The following is a 15577-nucleotide window of genomic DNA, read 5'->3' on the forward strand; positions in this document are numbered from 1 at the left end:
CGTATGACGTGATAAACTCATGCTATTCATTATGAGAAGGAGACGCCATGGAACTCAATTGCCCCGTTTGTCATGCCCGGTTGGAAGCACAAGGCAACAGCGCGCATTGCGCGCACTGTGAGAAAAATTTTGCTTTAGAGGCGCGCTGCCCGGACTGCCATCAGCCGCTGGAAGTGCTGAAGGCCTGCGGCGCGGTGGATTATTTCTGCCAGCAAGGCCACGGGCTGATCTCGAAAAAGCGCGTCGAGTTTGTGCCTGTCTAATCGCTAACGCAGCCTTCACCATTACGCCAGAGTTCAACCAGCGCCTGCGGCGCGCGCTCTTCCGGGATGAGAATAATCAGGCTGTGATAGTGCTGGGCGCTGATTATCTGAATGCGAAAAAAACGCTGGTCGCCGCTACCCGGAGAATCCGGCTGCCCCGGCGGCTTGCCCAGCGGCAACGACTGCTGCAGTATTGCGGCGATGCGCTGTTTTTGTTGCTCGTTAAGCTGCGCCACGACAATCTTACGCATGCCGCTCAGCGTCGGGATCCAGGCGACGCCGCCCTCGCGCGCCAGTTCAATAATTGCGTCATCGCTGAGGTCGGCCTCGTTCATGATGTGACTCCAACGCCCTCCCAGGCCTGGCGAATCGCCTCGGCGACCGTTTTACCAAAACGTTTTTCGCCATGTTGAATCGTCAGTCTGGCAAAGGCTGAAAAATCGGCGTCTTTGGCCAGTGACTTATCACAAACCGCGTCGTACCAGGCATATCCCGCTTTTTCCCATGCAAAACCACCCAGCGCACTGGCGGCGAGATAGAAAGCATGATTAGGAATGCCGGAGTTAATATGCACGCCGCCGTTATCCTGCTGGGTATGCACAAAATCTTTCATATGGGCGGGTTGCGGGTCTTTACCAAGAATGGGGTCATCATAGGCGGTTCCGGGATGCGACATCGATCGCAGTCCTTGGCCGTGAATACCTTTCGCAAGTAGCCCCTCGCCAATTATCCAGTCTGCTTTATCTGCCGTTTGCTGGCGCTGATATTGTTTGACCAGTGAGCCAAAAACATCGGAAAGCGATTCATTGAGCGCGCCGGATTGTTCGAAATAGATAAGCCCGGCTTCGCTCTCCGTAACGCCATGGCTTAACTCGTGCGCCACCACATCAATCGCAATAGTAAAGCGATTAAAGATTTCACCATCACCGTCGCCAAACACCATTTGCTGCCCGTTCCAGAAAGCGTTTTGATATTCGTGACCATAGTGGACGCTGCCGGTCAGCTTCAATCCGCGGTTGTCCAGCGAATCACGATGATAGCTTGTCCAGAAAAACTCATGGGTGATGCCGAGATAGTCGTAGGCCTCATCCACGGCGACATCGCCGTTGGAAGGCTGTCCTTCAAAGCGCACCTGGAATCCTGGAAGTTCCTGAGTCTGCCTGGCATCGTAAATGTCGCGCTCAAGCTGGCCTGGCGTGGCGACATGGGCGGCGGCGGGGCGGCCCGGCACGTGCGTCATCAGGGTTTGTACATGGCTCAGCGTTTGCTGCGCGCAGCGCTGCTGCTGAACGGAACCATGATCGACAATGCGGCGTAAAATGTAGGGTGGAATCACGAAACGAGGACAAGTATCTGGCATATCACGCTCCCTGGCCGGATGAACGGTTTTAAAAGGGCATGACAGCAGTATAGTTATCCCCGCATGAATCGGGAGGATAATCAGACTTTTTTGCGGGCGCGCGTTTTTTTCACTGGAGTGATGGTTGTCACTTCGCTCTCGACCCAACCATCTTCCAGCCGGGTAGTCACGACATCGCCAGCCTGCACCTGTTTAATTTTTTTCAGCACTTTGCCGTCACCGGCTGAGGTGACGCTATAGCCGCGAGCCAGCGTCGCCAGCGGACTGACGGCTTCCAGATGCGTCACGGTATTGCCGAAACGCTCGCGCTGCTCGCTCAGGCGGGCGCGAATATTTTCCGCCAGACGATACTCCAGTTGCTGAATACGCGACTGCGCGCGATGGATGCGCGGCTGCGGGTTTTGCTGATTCAACCGCTGCGCGGCGCGCTGCTGACGCTGGTCGGCGCGTTTGAGCTGGCTTTCCAGCGCAAAGCGCATCCGCTGCCGCAGGCGTTCCAGCTCGGTTTGCTGACGCGCTAAGCGCAGCTGAGGATGTTGCTGCTGTAAGCGGTGAAACAACTGCGCAAAGCGGCGCTGGCGGTTGGCGAGGAAATAATCCATCGCCATCTCCAGGCGCTGCTGGCCTGACTGTAGCTGACGCAGAAGCTCCTGCTGATTGCGGCTGACGATCTCTGCCGCCGCAGAGGGCGTCGGCGCCCGTAGGTCGGCGACGAAATCGGCGATGGTGACGTCGGTTTCATGGCCGACGGCGCTCACTACCGGAATGCGGCTGGCGAAAATCGCCCGCGCCACCCGTTCGTCGTTAAAGCTCCATAAATCTTCCAGCGAACCGCCGCCGCGCCCGACGATCAGCACGTCGCACTCCTGGCGCAGGTTGGCTACTGCTATCGCGCGCACGATTTGCCCCGGCGCATCATCGCCTTGCACCGCCGTTGGATAAATGATCACCGGCAGCGAGGGGTCGCGGCGTTTCAAAACATGTAAAATATCATGCAGCGCGGCGCCGGTTTTGGAGGTGATGACGCCGACGCAGTGCGCGGGAGAGGGGAGCGCCTGCTTGTGGCTTTGATCGAATAACCCTTCCGCCGTCAGGAGCGCCTTGAGCTGCTCATATTTCTGCTGCAGCAGGCCTTCACCGGCGGGTTGCATGCTTTCGACGATGATCTGGTAGTCGCCGCGCGGCTCGTAAAGGGTAATGTTGGCGCGAACCAGCACCTGCTGGCCATGCTGCGGGCGAAACGTGACGCGGCGGTTGCTGTTGCGAAACATCGCGCAGCGCACTTGTGCGTTATCGTCTTTTAAGGTGAAGTACCAGTGGCCGGAAGAGGGCTGGCTGAAGTTAGAGATTTCGCCGCTTATCCAGACCTGGCCCATTTCGCGTTCCAGCAGTAAGCGAACCGTCTGATTCAGGCGGCTGACCGTAAATATTGCAGGGGATTGAGATGGCAACATGTGAGCAAGATCAAATTCTAAATCAGCAGGTTATTCAGTCGATAGTAACGCGCTGAGAGGGGATCGCAAGTATTATTTGCAAAAAAGGGTGGATGCAATCGGTTACGCTCTGTATAATGCCACGGCAATATTTATCCACCCTGGTCGAGATATTGCCCATGCTACGTATCGCTAAAGAAGCCCTGACGTTTGACGACGTCCTCCTTGTTCCCGCTCATTCTACCGTTCTGCCGAATACCGCCGATCTCAGCACGCAGCTGACGAAAACTATTCGTCTGAATATTCCTATGCTCTCCGCGGCGATGGATACCGTAACTGAAGCGCGCCTGGCGATTGCCCTGGCCCAGGAAGGCGGCATCGGCTTTATTCATAAAAACATGTCAATCGAGCGCCAGGCTGAAGAAGTCCGTCGCGTGAAGAAACATGAATCCGGCGTGGTAAGCGATCCACAGACCGTTCTGCCGACTACCACCCTGCGCGAAGTGAAAGAACTGACCGAACGTAACGGTTTCGCCGGTTATCCGGTAGTGACCGAAGACAACGAACTGGTCGGCATTATCACCGGCCGCGACGTGCGTTTTGTTACCGACCTGAATCAGCCGGTCAGCGTTTATATGACGCCGAAAGAGCGCCTGGTTACCGTGCGTGAAGGCGAAAGCCGTGAAGTGGTCTTCGCTAAAATGCACGAAAAACGCGTAGAAAAAGCGCTGGTAGTGGATGATAGCTTCCATCTGCGCGGCATGATCACCGTAAAAGATTTCCAGAAAGCGGAACGTAAACCGAATGCGTGTAAAGACGAGCACGGTCGTCTGCGCGTTGGCGCGGCCGTTGGCGCTGGCGCCGGTAACGAAGAGCGCGTTGACGCGCTGGTTGCCGCAGGCGTTGACGTTCTGCTGATCGACTCCTCTCACGGTCACTCCGAAGGCGTTCTGCAGCGTATTCGCGAAACGCGCGCTAAATATCCTGACCTGCAAATCATCGGCGGTAACGTGGCGACCGGCGCGGGCGCTCGTGCCCTGGCGGAAGCTGGCGTCAGCGCGGTGAAAGTGGGTATCGGCCCAGGCTCCATCTGTACTACCCGTATTGTTACCGGCGTAGGCGTTCCGCAGATCACCGCCGTTTCCGACGCGGTTGAAGCGCTGGAAGGCACCGGTATTCCGGTTATCGCCGATGGCGGTATCCGCTTCTCCGGCGATATCGCAAAAGCGATTGCCGCAGGCGCCGCCGCGGTGATGGTTGGCTCCATGCTGGCCGGTACCGAAGAATCCCCGGGTGAAATCGAGCTCTATCAGGGTCGTTCTTACAAATCCTACCGCGGTATGGGTTCCCTGGGCGCGATGTCCAAAGGTTCCTCCGACCGTTACTTCCAGAGCGATAACGCCGCTGACAAACTGGTACCGGAAGGTATCGAAGGCCGCGTTGCCTATAAAGGCCGCCTGAAAGAGATCATTCACCAGCAGATGGGCGGCCTGCGCTCCTGTATGGGTCTGACCGGTTGTGGTACTATTGACGCACTGCGTACCAAAGCAGAGTTCGTGCGCATCAGCGGCGCGGGCATCCAGGAGAGCCACGTTCACGACGTGACGATCACCAAGGAATCCCCGAACTACCGCATGGGCTCCTGATTTTCATCGCCCGGCTACGCGCCGGGCGATTTTTATTCAATCATCGCTACTTCTCTGGAATTAACGTCAATGACGGATAACATTCATAAACATCGCATTCTTATCCTGGACTTCGGTTCTCAGTACACCCAGCTGGTTGCGCGTCGCGTACGTGAATTAGGGGTCTATTGCGAGCTCTGGGCTTGGGACGTGACCGAAGCTCAAATCCGCGAGTTCAACCCGAACGGCATTATTCTTTCCGGCGGCCCGGAAAGCACCACCGAAGACAACAGCCCGCGCGCGCCGCAGTACGTCTTCGAAGCCGGCGTACCGGTATTCGGCGTATGCTACGGCATGCAGACCATGGCCATGCAGCTGGGCGGCCACGTTGAAGCTTCCAACGAGCGTGAGTTCGGTTACGCGCAGGTGGAAGTGCAGACCGATAGCGCGCTGATCAAGGGCATCGAAGATGCGCTGAGCGCTGACGGTAAGCCGCTGCTGGACGTGTGGATGAGCCATGGTGATAAAGTCACCGCTATCCCTTCCGACTTTGTGACCGTCGCCAGCACTGAAAGCTGCCCGTTCGCCATCATGGCTAATGAAGAAAAACGCTTCTACGGCGTACAGTTCCACCCGGAAGTCACCCACACCCGTCAGGGGCTGCGTATGCTGGAGCGCTTCGTGCGCGATATCTGCCAGTGTGAAGCGCTGTGGACGCCGGCGAAGATCATCGACGACGCGGTTGAGCGTATTCGTCAGCAGGTGGGTGAAGATAAAGTCATCCTCGGCCTGTCCGGCGGCGTTGACTCTTCCGTTACCGCGATGCTGCTGCACCGCGCCATCGGCAAAAACCTGACCTGCGTATTCGTGGATAACGGCCTGCTGCGCCTGAACGAAGCCGAGCAGGTTATGGATATGTTCGGCGACCGTTTCGGCCTGAACATCGTGCATGTTGCGGCGGAAGACCGCTTCCTGACCGCGCTGAAGGGCGAAAACGATCCGGAAGCGAAGCGTAAAATCATTGGCCGCGTCTTCGTTGAAGTGTTCGACGAAGAAGCGCTGAAGCTGGAAGACGTGAAATGGCTGGCGCAGGGCACTATCTACCCTGACGTGATCGAATCCGCCGCTTCCGCGACCGGTAAAGCGCACGTCATCAAGTCTCACCACAACGTGGGCGGGCTGCCGAAAGAGATGAAGATGGGCCTCGTTGAACCGCTGAAAGAGCTGTTCAAAGACGAAGTGCGTAAGATTGGCCTGGAGCTGGGCCTGCCGTATGACATGCTGTTCCGTCACCCGTTCCCTGGGCCGGGCCTTGGCGTTCGCGTACTCGGCGAAGTGAAGAAAGAGTACTGCGACCTGCTGCGTCGCGCGGACGCTATCTTCATTGAAGAACTGCGCAAAGCCGACCTGTATGACAAAGTGAGCCAGGCATTTACCGTGTTCCTGCCGGTTCGCTCCGTCGGCGTGATGGGCGATGGCCGTAAATACGACTGGGTCGTCTCCCTGCGTGCGGTAGAAACCATCGACTTTATGACCGCGCACTGGGCGCACCTGCCGTATGATTTCCTTGGCCGTGTTTCCAACCGCATCATCAACGAAGTTAACGGTATTTCCCGCGTGGTGTACGACATCAGCGGTAAGCCGCCAGCGACTATTGAGTGGGAATGATTTCGCGTCTGGCAACAGCCTGCACGTAAAAGCAGTAAAGTACCTCTAAGTCCGCGTAAATGCGGGCTTTTTTTTGTGTGCCTGGCACTTTTTGGCAGCTTTTAGCAACGGGAAGCACTGTTTTTTCAATGGAATTTTTGATGGTACTCTCTGATTTAGAATTCAGGTTTGAAAAAGTACCATGTGATAAATTTCGGTTGGGTTATCGCAGATATTCTTACACAGTTTGAGAGCACCGTAGGCCAGTTCCCCTTGGGCTGCCAGATTTGCCCCGAATTGCTGAAAATTGGCTGCGCCAAATACCGGGAGTTTAATCACGCTGAAGGCTACCGGGTTTTGTATTCCGTACACGGAACGTTAGTGACCGCGCATGCGATCCTGGCACATCGTCAGGACGTCCAGCAGCTGCTGTTTAATCGTCTGATCATGGCCTGATAGCCCTAAATGTGTGTGTTTTACAGAGGGTTTTTCATACCCTCTCTTCATTTTGTCCCTGATTTATCCGCACAACCTGCCGCCGCTGCAGCCAGCCGATTCTCAGCGCCAGCCCCAGTACGACCAGCGATAATAGACCCGAAATAGCAAGGCTCCTTTCTATCCCCAGATGTTGATTTAGCCAGGCATAGGCAAATGGCGAGACGGCGGCCAGCAGTTGCGCAGGGATCAGCAGCCGTCCGGTACGCCGCGCGTAATCTTCCGCTGCGAATAGCTGCAACGGTAATGTTGCCTTAAATACCGTTGTCAGGCCGTTAATTGCCCCATAGGCGAAAACAAAACCGCCAACGGTCCAGCTTAGCGAGGTGGCGTTGAGGCCCAGTAAAAAGCAGAGCGGCAATAGCGCTGTGGTCAACAGCGTTAGCCGGAGTGGGGTGAGTCGCGCTCCTGAAATCACCTCAAGAAAGCGGGCGCCGGTCTGTCCGATGCCCCATAGTACGCCTATTGTTACCGGCAGACCGTAGCTGGCGATAAACTCAGGCAGATGGGTGGATGTGCCGTTAGAAATAAAGGTGACCAAAGCGATAAGCGAGGCGTACAGCAGGCCTGTGCGCTGGTCGCGGCGGGAAAGCGGCACTTTCTCCTGATGAGCGCTCCGGTCGGGCAAGCGTTGATTAGGCATCCGCCACAGCAGTAGTGCGCTAAACAGGCCAAACAGGCTGTAGATTACCAGCGCTCCACGCCATCCCATTAGCGCGAGCAGCGCGGTGCCCAGCGGCCAGAATATCGCTGAGGCCAGTCCTCCAGCCAGGGTCACCCGTGAAATAGTCATTCTCGCGCGTTGACCATACAGGTTAACCAGCGCGGCGAACAGCGCATCGTATAGCGCCAGCCGCATACCGACACCGGCCAGTAGCCATGCGACGTACCAGAAGATCAGGCTGTCTGCCTGCGACATAGCCAGGCAGCTTGCCGCGATGGTTAATGAACCGATGAACACCACCCGCTGACCGCCAAACCAGGCCAACAGGCGGGCGATAAAAGGCGAGATCGCCGCCATCATCAGCATGGCGAAGGTCAAACCGAGATAGATCTCCGTTCCGCCCCAGCCAGTATCACTAGCAATAGCGCCGGCAAAGGTACCGGGCATATAAAAAACGATCCCCCAGTTGATGAGCTGGTTGCCGCCGGCTGCGAGAGTAAGGGAAAGAGGCGCGGTGCCAGGCAAGGTTGACGTTTTCATTGAATTCCAAAGCGTTATGCAGTTGTCGGCAGCATATCGCGCGCGCTATTGTGCAGGCAGTCCCTGGGGCTTATAGCCTGCATAAGAGAAACTTTGTGATGACGATGCTGAATTTGGTAAATCTGACGACCTTTCGGCTGGTGGCGCAGCGCGGCAGTTTTTCCGCCGCCGCTGATGTACTGGGAATATCGCAGCCGGCGGTAAGCCAGCAGGTTCGCCAGCTTGAGCAGTTCCTGAAGACGCGGTTGGTTGAGCGTACCGGCCGAGGGGTCAAAGCCACTGCCGCCGGATTGGCGCTACTGGCCCATAGTGAAATTATTGAGCAGGCGGTGAATACGGCGGTGCAGTCGGTGGCTGAGTTTAACCATGAAGTGCACGGCACGATGAGCTTCGGTACCGGGGCGACGGCCTGTATTCATTTGCTGCCGCCGCTATTGCGCCATCTACGCGAGAAGCATCCGCTGTTAACGGTTGGCGTCACGACCGGTAATACGCTTGACATTGTACGTGCGGTGGAAGAGAGCCGGCTTGATCTGGGATTGGTGACCTTACCTGCCAGCGGCCGCAGCCTGGCGGTAACGCCAGTGCTGGAGGAAGAGTTTGTATTTATTACTGCCAACGATGATGAACCGCTAGTGGGGCAAGTGACGCCTTCACTGCTACAGGCACTTTCGCTAATAGCATTTGAAGCCGGCAGCGGGACCCGTGGGCTAATCGATGGCTGGTTTCGCGCTGCCGGGGTAAACTCGGCGCCGGTGATGCAACTCGGTAGCATTGAGGCTATCAAGCGTATGGTGCGTGCCGGTCTGGGATACAGTATCGTACCGAAGATGGCGGTGGCGGATGAAGATGACCGCACCGGAATACGTATACAGTCGCTATCGCCGCGGCTCTATCGCCAACTGGGCGTGGTGATGCGTCAGGATAAAGTTATCAACAAAGGGATAGCGGAGATGCTGCGTCTGCTGCAACAACTAAAAATTTTGCCGTAGGCGTTATTCCTGGGCTGGAGTCGTTGGCGTCGCCGGAGCGTCAATGGTGATGGTCGATTGCTGCGACTCTTGTTTGTCCTGATGATGGTACCAGGCACCGATAGAGGAGTAGACAAAGCGTCCAAAGAAGAAGAGAAAACTGATAAGTAGTACGATACGGGTCATGCGACGGTTAAATCGATGTCGTTTACGCATACTGGGTGCCTGACTCACAAAAGGTTCCTTGAAGTATACCCGAAGACGGGCGATGGGGGTATTAAGTCATAGTATAGCGGTGGGGTCAATTGTCGGCGGTGTAAAAATCGTAGTGCTAAAACATTACTTAATGTTATATAAGATGAATATCGTATTTACACAGATTTTGGTTGTTGCACGAGGTCGCAAAAAAATAAGTTTTATTAATATTAGCTAAATAGTTTATTGATTTGCGTCAATTGCTTGATTCCATTGCTCACTAAAATCGTCCATCTGTTCCGCATCGTTATTACTTTCGCGGTTAGCCTGGTCGGGTTGGATGCCTGTCTGAATATACTCCGCAGGAGTTGGGGTAATCTGTCGAGCATCTATGAGTATTATTAAACTATACAAACGATATCAGGATAAATGGTGGGCGCTACCGCTCATCCTGCCTACGCTGCTGTTGCCGCTGGCGCGCGCCGCGAATACATTTGCAAATCTTAACGGTCATACCGTCTTCCTGTATTACCTTCCACTGGCGCTAGTATTAAGCCTGATGCTTTTTTTTGGCTGGGCGGCGCTGCCGGGAATCGTTATCGGTTTGCTGCTGACCATTACGCGCGGCATGACCTTTGAGCAAGCCATCGGTGTGTTATTTCATTTTTTGATCCCCGCGGTGCTGTGCTGGGGCGGGTATCGTATTTTCGTTCCGCGCCGTCAGCAGATTTCCCACGGCAATGTTGCCCTGATGCCGCATCGGTTGTTCTGGCAAATGCTGCTGCCTTCGGTGATTTTTCTCATTATTTCTCAACTTGCTGAGTATCTTGGCCTGCATCCGCGTGCGGCGGAACTGGTTGGGACAACGCCATTTAGTTTACGATCGTTAATCACTTTTCAGGCGCTGATGGTCGGTTGTCTGACCGGCGTGCCGCTGTGCTATTTTTTGCTTCGCGTTATTCGTAATCCGCTACACTTACGCGGCTTTATATCCCAGGTACGTTTACAAATCGACCAAAAAATAAAACCGCTGGAAATTATTGTCTGGGCAATAGTATTGTTAATAATACTGGCTTTATTATTCATGCCGTTAAATGCCAACAGCACGATATTTAGCACAAATTATACACTTTCATTACTTATGCCGGTCATGCTATGGGGAGCGATGCGTTTCGGTTATCGTTTTATTTCCCTGGTGTGGCCGCCGATATTAATTCTGGTTATCCATTTTCATTACAGCTATCTGCCATTTTCCCCGATCTACAATAACCAGCTGGCGATTACCTCCTCCAGCTACCTGGTTTTCTCCTTTATTATCGCTTATATGGCGATGCTGGCGACGCAGCAGCGGATGATCCACCGTCGGGTTCGTAGGATGGCCTTTCTCGACCCGGTCGTTCATATGCCAAATTTACGGGCCCTGAGCCGAGCGCTAAACCACTCGACCTGGTCGGTACTATGCTTTTTACGCATGCCGGAGCTGGAGTTGCTTGGTCGGCACTATGGCGTGATGCTACGCATTCAGTATAAGCAGCAGCTGTCGGAATACTTAAGTCACATGCTGCAGCCGAATGAAATGGTCTATCACCTTTCGGGCCATGATCTGGTGGTACGCCTGAATAGCGACGATCATCAAAAACGCATCGTGATGCTGGATGTGCGGATTAAGCAGTTCCGTTTCATCTGGGATGGTATTCCGCTGCAGCCGCCCGTCGGGATCAGCTATTGCAACGTGCGCTCTCCGGTCAAGCATCTGTATTTACTGCTCGGCGAACTGAATAATATTGCCGATATGTCGTTAACCAGCGGACAACCGGAAAACGTGCAGCGCCGCGGCGCCGTTCACGTCCAGCAGGGATTAAAAGAACGCGTGTCCATGATGAACCAGATCCTGCAGGCGCTGGAGCAGAATCGCTTTCGGCTGATGGCGCAGCCCATTATCGGCATGCGTGGCGATAGCTATCATGAAGTCCTGTTGCGTATGGTGGGCGAGCAGGGCGAACTGGTTGCGCCGGATAATTTTTTGCCCGCGGCGCACGAATTTGGCCTGGCTTCGCGCATCGACAGCTGGGTTATCGACAATACGCTGGCTTTTATGAACGATAATCGACATACGCTGCCAGGCATGCGTCTGGCCATCAATCTGTCGCCAGTCTCGGTCAGCCGCAGCCGGTTCCCGGACGAAGTCGAGGAAATGTTGCATCATTATAATATCGAGCCGTGGCAGCTTATTTTTGAACTGACGGAAAATCACTCGCTCAGTAATCCGGAGCAGGCGCAACAAACGCTCGCGCGGTTGCAGGAGTTGGGATGCCGGGTGGCGATTGATGATTTCGGGACCGGCTATGCCAGCTATGCGCGGCTGAAAACGCTCAACGTCGACATGCTGAAAATTGATGGGAGCTTTATCCGTAATCTGGTGACCAGTAGCCTGGATTATCAGGTTGTGGCGTCGATTTGCCGGTTGGCGCAAATCAAAAATATGCAGGTAGTGGCGGAGTATGTGGAATCGCCGGAGATCCGCCAGGCGGCGATTTCTCTGGGGATTGATTATATGCAGGGCTATGACATTGGTATGCCGGTTCCGATAGAACAGTTGGCCTGTGCGGCTGAAGTCGCATAAAAAACGGCCGGGCGTATGACCCGGCCGTTTTAGTCAAAGATGTCAGCTTTACGCTTCTTCTTCAGTAATTTTCAGCAGCCATTCCGGCACGCCTTCCCAATACTGTTGCTCTTTTTCCAGATCCAGCAGTACCAACGCGTTCTGGCTAAACCAGTCGTGCGGGAAAATTAAGGTCCAGTGGTTGGCTTCCGTCTTCAATGTCAGTTTTGGCGGCGTCGTCGTCGCCTGACGCTGATTGTTCAGTAACACGCCCAGACGCAGTAGTTGGATAAGCGGCAGGAACTGTTTTTTCTTGAACAAGGTAAAACGCGGCAAATCATCCAGCTTGATAGCCTTGCGATGATAGCGCACCAGCGTGGCCATCAGCATCTGCTGCTCCTGATTAAAGCCCGGCAAGTCGCTATTTTGCAGGATATAGGCGGAGTGGCGATGCATACCGCTGTGGTTAATGTTCAGCCCCACTTCATGTAGCATTACCGCCCACTTCAGCAGGGCAGACAGATGCGGATTCGCCAGTTTCGGGTTTTGTTCCTGCCACTGTTCCAGCATCTGAGTGGTGGTCTCCAGTACCCGGCGGGCCTGTTCGCGATCGATATTGTACTGGTTCGCCAGGCTTTGGGCCGTTCGGCTGCGAATATCCTGGTGGCGGAAGCGGCCTTCCATCTCGTACAACACGCCTTCGCGCAGGGCGCCGTCGGACAGGCGCAGCTCTTTGATCGCCAGCGCGTCGAATACCCCGCACAAAATCGCCAGGCCCGGAGCGAATACCGCTTTGCGGTCTTCCGACAATCCCGGCAGGCTTAATGAATCGAAGTTTTTATTCTTCAGCAGCTCACTAACCAGCATTTCCAGGCGATCAGGCGTAATAAATCCGTCTTTTTCCCCCATGGCGATCAGCACTTCATGCGCGGCTTTGATGGAGCCAGAGGCGCCCAGCGCCACGTTCCATCCCTGAATACGGAACTGCCATGCCAGCGTTTCCAGCTTCTGCACCGCCGCCAGGCGCGCGCGCTGGAAGTTTTCTTTATTGATAACGCCGCCGGGGAAATAGGCCTGGGAGAAGCTTACGCAGCCCATACGTCGGCTTTCCACCAGGCGGGGTTCGAAATCTTCGCCGATCACGAGCTCAGTCGAGCCGCCGCCGATGTCGATAACCAGCTTACGACCGCGCTCCGGTTGCGTATGCTCAACGCCCATAAAAATCAGACGCGCTTCTTCGTTACCGGAGATTATCTCGATGGGATAAGGAATAACTTTTTCCGCTCGTTTGAGAAAGTCCGCCGCGTTGGCCGCCTGGCGCAGGGTATGCGTCCCGACGATACAAACGCTGGAAGGGGAGAACCCTTGCAGACGTTCAGCAAACAGCGACAGGCAGTTCAGTCCGCGAGTAATCGCTTCTTCGCTCAACACCGAGTTTTCATCCAGGCCATCGGCCAGGTGGACGCGTTGCTTCAGGCGACCGATGATCTGCATTGCCCCGTCGACGACACGGGCGATCACCATATGAAAACTGTTCGAACCAAGGTCGACCGCAGCGAACTCCTGCGGCCGAGGGGTTTTTTCGTTTATTGGCATAGGTTAATCGGGTTGTTCGAGTGATTTGAGATAATCGTAAATCGCCATCTGTGCGCGTACTTTGCGACGATTGCCGCGCGGCACGTAGCGATTACTCAGTTCTTTATCAAGATAGCGCGCTTTTACGGTATCGTTGAACAGGATATCGAGAATATCCAGTACGCGTTGCTTCAGACGCGGGTCCAGCAGCGGTACGGCGACTTCGATACGATAGTCGATATTGCGCGTCATCCAGTCGGCGGAGGATAACCACACCTGTTTATCACCGCCGTTTTCAAAACAATAGACCCTGTCGTGCTCAAGGAAACGGTCAACGATACTAATCACGCGAATATTTTCGCTTATTCCCTCAAGACCGGGGATCAGCGAGCACATGCCGCGGATAAGCAGGTTCACCGGCACGCCGGTGCTGGAGGCGGCGTAGAGTCTGTCCACCAGCCCTTTATCGACCAGGTTATTTAATTTAAGCGTAATTCCGGACGGTTGCCCATTCTGCGCATTGGCGATTTCGCGGTCGATCATTTCATACAGCAGACGACGCGAGTTCTGCGGCGACACCAGCAGGTAGTCGAAGCTAACTGGCCGGTAAGGGTTTTCGATAAAGTTAAATACGCGACGAACTTCATTGGTGATGCGCGCGTCGGCGGTGAGAAGTGAATAGTCGGTGTAGATACGAGCGGTTTTCTCGTTGAAGTTGCCGGTGCCGATATGCGCATAACGCACTACCTCATCGCCTTCTTTACGCGAAATGAGGAAGAGTTTGGCGTGGATCTTCAGCCCCGGCGCCGAGAAGATAACGTGTACGCCGGCTTCTGTCAGACGTTTGGCCCAGTGAATATTGGCCTCTTCGTCGAAGCGAGCCTGCAGTTCAACCACCACGGTCACTTTTTTACCGTTGTGGGCGGCGTGGATCATCGAATCGATAATCCGTGAATCCTTAGCGACGCGGTAGATATTGATTTTGATCGCCAGCACGCTTGGGTCGAACGACGCCTGACGCAGCAGTTCAAGCACATGCTCGAAGGTATGGTATGGGTAGTAGAGCAGTACGTCGCGTTCGCGGATAGCGTCAAAGCCGTTGCGGAATTTATCGAACCACAGATGGCGCAGGCGCGGCATCGGTTTGTTGACCAGATTGGCCTTGCCAACATTCGGGAAACCGATAAAGTCTTTAAAGTTGTGATAACGCCCGCCCGGCAGCATTGAATCGTAGTTGGAGATGGAGAGCTTATCGCGCAGCATTTCAACCATCGCGTCCGGCATATCGCGCTGGTAGACAAAACGTACCGGCTCGGCGGTTAAGCGCTGCTTCAGGCTGGAGGACATCAGCTCCATCAGGCTCGATTCCATTTCGTGTACCAGATCGTACTCGGCATCGCGGGTCATTTTCATCGAGTATGCATTCAGGGCATCGTAGTCAAAGAAGCCCTTAAAGATATCATCCAGGCAGTAACGCAGAATGTTATCCAGCAGAATCATTGGCTTGCGGCGTCGCGGCGTTTCCGGCGGCAGGTTCACAAAGCGCGGCACCTTATCAGATGGAATCTCCAGCAGCGCATAATTAATGGTGTCGCCGCGGATAATCTCCACCGCCAGATAGGTGTAATCATCTTTCAGGAATTGAACCAGGTCCGTCTCGCGGTTGATCAGAATCGGCGAAATATGCTGGCGAAGATACTGTTTGAAGTAGTTGCGCAGCCAGGACTGCTGGTTAACGGACAGCTGGCGTTCGTTAATCAGGAAGATCTGATTACGCGCCATTTCCAGCAGCAGTTCATTGTAAAGACCATCAAATTCCTGATCGGCCTTTAGCACGCGGGCCTGGATTTTGCCTAACAGATGACGTGAATGGGCGGTACTACCTTGTTCTTCACTGATAAGAATGCGTCGCTTAAGTTCGGCGAAGCGCACTTTGTAAAACTCATCAAGGTTGTTGGAGTAAATTCCTAAGAAGCGCATGCGCTCGATAAGCGGGTTGCTCTTGTCCGCCGCTTCCTGAAGTACGCGCTCGTTAAAGGACAACCAGCTGAGTTCTTTTTCGATGTATAGCTTTTCCTGGCCCATTACAACTCACACTCCGGATCATTGACGTCGCTTTTTCATTATGGCGAGCTTTGCCATTGAATGTCCAACTATGTCAAAGCAATATGACAGTTTTCTTTCAATCAGATGTCAGGAAAAAGCGG

At 54.5% G+C, this 15577-nt stretch carries 12 protein-coding genes and 1 pseudogene; 6 read left to right on the forward strand and 7 right to left on the reverse strand.

The window, feature by feature from the left end; translation table 11 throughout:
* The first annotated feature begins 47 nt into the window (after nucleotides 1-47).
* Nucleotides 48-263: a zinc ribbon domain-containing protein gene (locus ACSEMK_RS07280; RefSeq protein WP_430914712.1), complete on the forward strand. Its 216-nt coding sequence runs from the start codon at nucleotides 48-50 to the stop codon at nucleotides 261-263.
* On the opposite strand, the gene ACSEMK_RS07285 is transcribed toward ACSEMK_RS07280, so the two are convergent.
* The 3 genes from ACSEMK_RS07285 to xseA all read right to left on the reverse strand — a co-directional run bounded on the left by ACSEMK_RS07285 (nucleotide 260) and on the right by xseA (nucleotide 3077).
* Nucleotides 260-598: a protealysin inhibitor emfourin gene (locus tag ACSEMK_RS07285; RefSeq protein WP_045386960.1), complete on the reverse strand. Its 339-nt coding sequence runs from the start codon at nucleotides 596-598 to the stop codon at nucleotides 260-262. The two genes, ACSEMK_RS07280 and ACSEMK_RS07285, sit on opposite strands and share 4 nt — an antisense overlap.
* On the reverse strand, nucleotides 595-1623 hold the full coding sequence (locus tag ACSEMK_RS07290) for a M4 family metallopeptidase (RefSeq protein WP_308958506.1): 1029 nt from the start codon (nucleotides 1621-1623) through the stop codon (nucleotides 595-597). Before ACSEMK_RS07290 ends, ACSEMK_RS07285 begins: the two co-directional genes overlap by 4 nt.
* Nucleotides 1624-1703: 80 nt before the next feature.
* On the reverse strand, nucleotides 1704-3077 hold the full coding sequence (gene xseA, locus ACSEMK_RS07295) for an exodeoxyribonuclease VII large subunit (RefSeq protein WP_430914713.1): 1374 nt from the start codon (nucleotides 3075-3077) through the stop codon (nucleotides 1704-1706).
* A gap of 158 nt (nucleotides 3078-3235) precedes the next feature.
* Here xseA and guaB point away from each other — a divergent pair, with 158 nt between their 5' ends.
* From guaB to ACSEMK_RS07310, 3 genes and pseudogenes are all read left to right on the forward strand, one after another.
* Nucleotides 3236-4702: an IMP dehydrogenase gene (guaB, locus tag ACSEMK_RS07300; RefSeq protein WP_015370334.1), complete on the forward strand. Its 1467-nt coding sequence runs from the start codon at nucleotides 3236-3238 to the stop codon at nucleotides 4700-4702.
* A 69-nt stretch (nucleotides 4703-4771) separates the two neighbouring features.
* Nucleotides 4772-6349 carry a glutamine-hydrolyzing GMP synthase gene (gene guaA / locus ACSEMK_RS07305; protein ID WP_015703162.1) on the forward strand — a complete coding sequence of 526 codons (1578 nt, stop codon included), beginning with the start codon at nucleotides 4772-4774 and terminating at the stop codon, nucleotides 6347-6349.
* Nucleotides 6350-6550: 201 nt separating this feature from the next.
* Nucleotides 6551-6784: pseudogene (locus tag ACSEMK_RS07310) on the forward strand (type II toxin-antitoxin system RelE/ParE family toxin); the annotation flags it as partial.
* Between the two features lie 34 nt (nucleotides 6785-6818).
* Here the strand turns inward: ACSEMK_RS07310 and ACSEMK_RS07315 are convergent.
* Nucleotides 6819-8027 carry an MFS transporter gene (locus ACSEMK_RS07315; RefSeq protein ID WP_113374483.1) on the reverse strand — a complete coding sequence of 403 codons (1209 nt, stop codon included), beginning with the start codon at nucleotides 8025-8027 and terminating at the stop codon, nucleotides 6819-6821.
* Nucleotides 8028-8125: 98 nt separating this feature from the next.
* Between ACSEMK_RS07315 and ACSEMK_RS07320 the strand changes: the two genes are divergently transcribed.
* Nucleotides 8126-9019: a LysR family transcriptional regulator gene (locus tag ACSEMK_RS07320; RefSeq protein ID WP_308958508.1), complete on the forward strand. Its 894-nt coding sequence runs from the start codon at nucleotides 8126-8128 to the stop codon at nucleotides 9017-9019.
* 3 nt (nucleotides 9020-9022) lie between these two features.
* On the opposite strand, the gene ACSEMK_RS07325 is transcribed toward ACSEMK_RS07320, so the two are convergent.
* Complete coding sequence (locus tag ACSEMK_RS07325) at nucleotides 9023-9214, reverse strand: YfgG family protein (protein WP_015370389.1); 192 nt, start codon at nucleotides 9212-9214, stop codon at nucleotides 9023-9025.
* 370 nt (nucleotides 9215-9584) lie between these two features.
* Between ACSEMK_RS07325 and ACSEMK_RS07330 the strand changes: the two genes are divergently transcribed.
* Entirely contained in the window at nucleotides 9585-11816 is a 2232-nt protein-coding gene (locus ACSEMK_RS07330) for an EAL domain-containing protein (RefSeq protein WP_430914714.1), read from the forward strand.
* A 48-nt stretch (nucleotides 11817-11864) separates the two neighbouring features.
* Here ACSEMK_RS07330 and ppx read toward each other — a convergent pair whose 3' ends face one another.
* Nucleotides 11865-13391, reverse strand: a complete 1527-nt coding sequence (gene ppx / locus ACSEMK_RS07335; protein WP_087858415.1) for an exopolyphosphatase — start codon at nucleotides 13389-13391, stop codon at nucleotides 11865-11867.
* A gap of 3 nt (nucleotides 13392-13394) precedes the next feature.
* Nucleotides 13395-15455, reverse strand: a complete 2061-nt coding sequence (gene ppk1 / locus ACSEMK_RS07340; protein WP_047043447.1) for a polyphosphate kinase 1 — start codon at nucleotides 15453-15455, stop codon at nucleotides 13395-13397.
* Nucleotides 15456-15577 lie beyond the last annotated feature (122 nt).

Source organism: Klebsiella sp. K-3, from assembly GCF_051207495.1.
Taxonomy (GTDB): Bacteria; Pseudomonadota; Gammaproteobacteria; order Enterobacterales; family Enterobacteriaceae; genus Klebsiella; species Klebsiella aerogenes.

Coding starts and splice junctions, on each gene's coding strand:
- xseA (WP_430914713.1), bottom strand. CDS start 3,077: ATGTTGCCATCTCAATCCCCTGCAATATTTACGGTCAGCCGCCTGAAT.
- ACSEMK_RS07315 (WP_113374483.1), bottom strand. CDS start 8,027: ATGAAAACGTCAACCTTGCCTGGCACCGCGCCTCTTTCCCTTACTCTC.
- ppx (WP_087858415.1), bottom strand. CDS start 13,391: ATGCCAATAAACGAAAAAACCCCTCGGCCGCAGGAGTTCGCTGCGGTC.
- ACSEMK_RS07320 (WP_308958508.1), top strand. CDS start 8,126: ATGACGATGCTGAATTTGGTAAATCTGACGACCTTTCGGCTGGTGGCG.
- ACSEMK_RS07330 (WP_430914714.1), top strand. CDS start 9,585: ATGAGTATTATTAAACTATACAAACGATATCAGGATAAATGGTGGGCG.
- ppk1 (WP_047043447.1), bottom strand. CDS start 15,455: ATGGGCCAGGAAAAGCTATACATCGAAAAAGAACTCAGCTGGTTGTCC.
- ACSEMK_RS07285 (WP_045386960.1), bottom strand. CDS start 598: ATGAACGAGGCCGACCTCAGCGATGACGCAATTATTGAACTGGCGCGC.
- ACSEMK_RS07280 (WP_430914712.1), top strand. CDS start 48: ATGGAACTCAATTGCCCCGTTTGTCATGCCCGGTTGGAAGCACAAGGC.
- ACSEMK_RS07325 (WP_015370389.1), bottom strand. CDS start 9,214: ATGCGTAAACGACATCGATTTAACCGTCGCATGACCCGTATCGTACTA.
- guaA (WP_015703162.1), top strand. CDS start 4,772: ATGACGGATAACATTCATAAACATCGCATTCTTATCCTGGACTTCGGT.
- ACSEMK_RS07290 (WP_308958506.1), bottom strand. CDS start 1,623: ATGCCAGATACTTGTCCTCGTTTCGTGATTCCACCCTACATTTTACGC.
- guaB (WP_015370334.1), top strand. CDS start 3,236: ATGCTACGTATCGCTAAAGAAGCCCTGACGTTTGACGACGTCCTCCTT.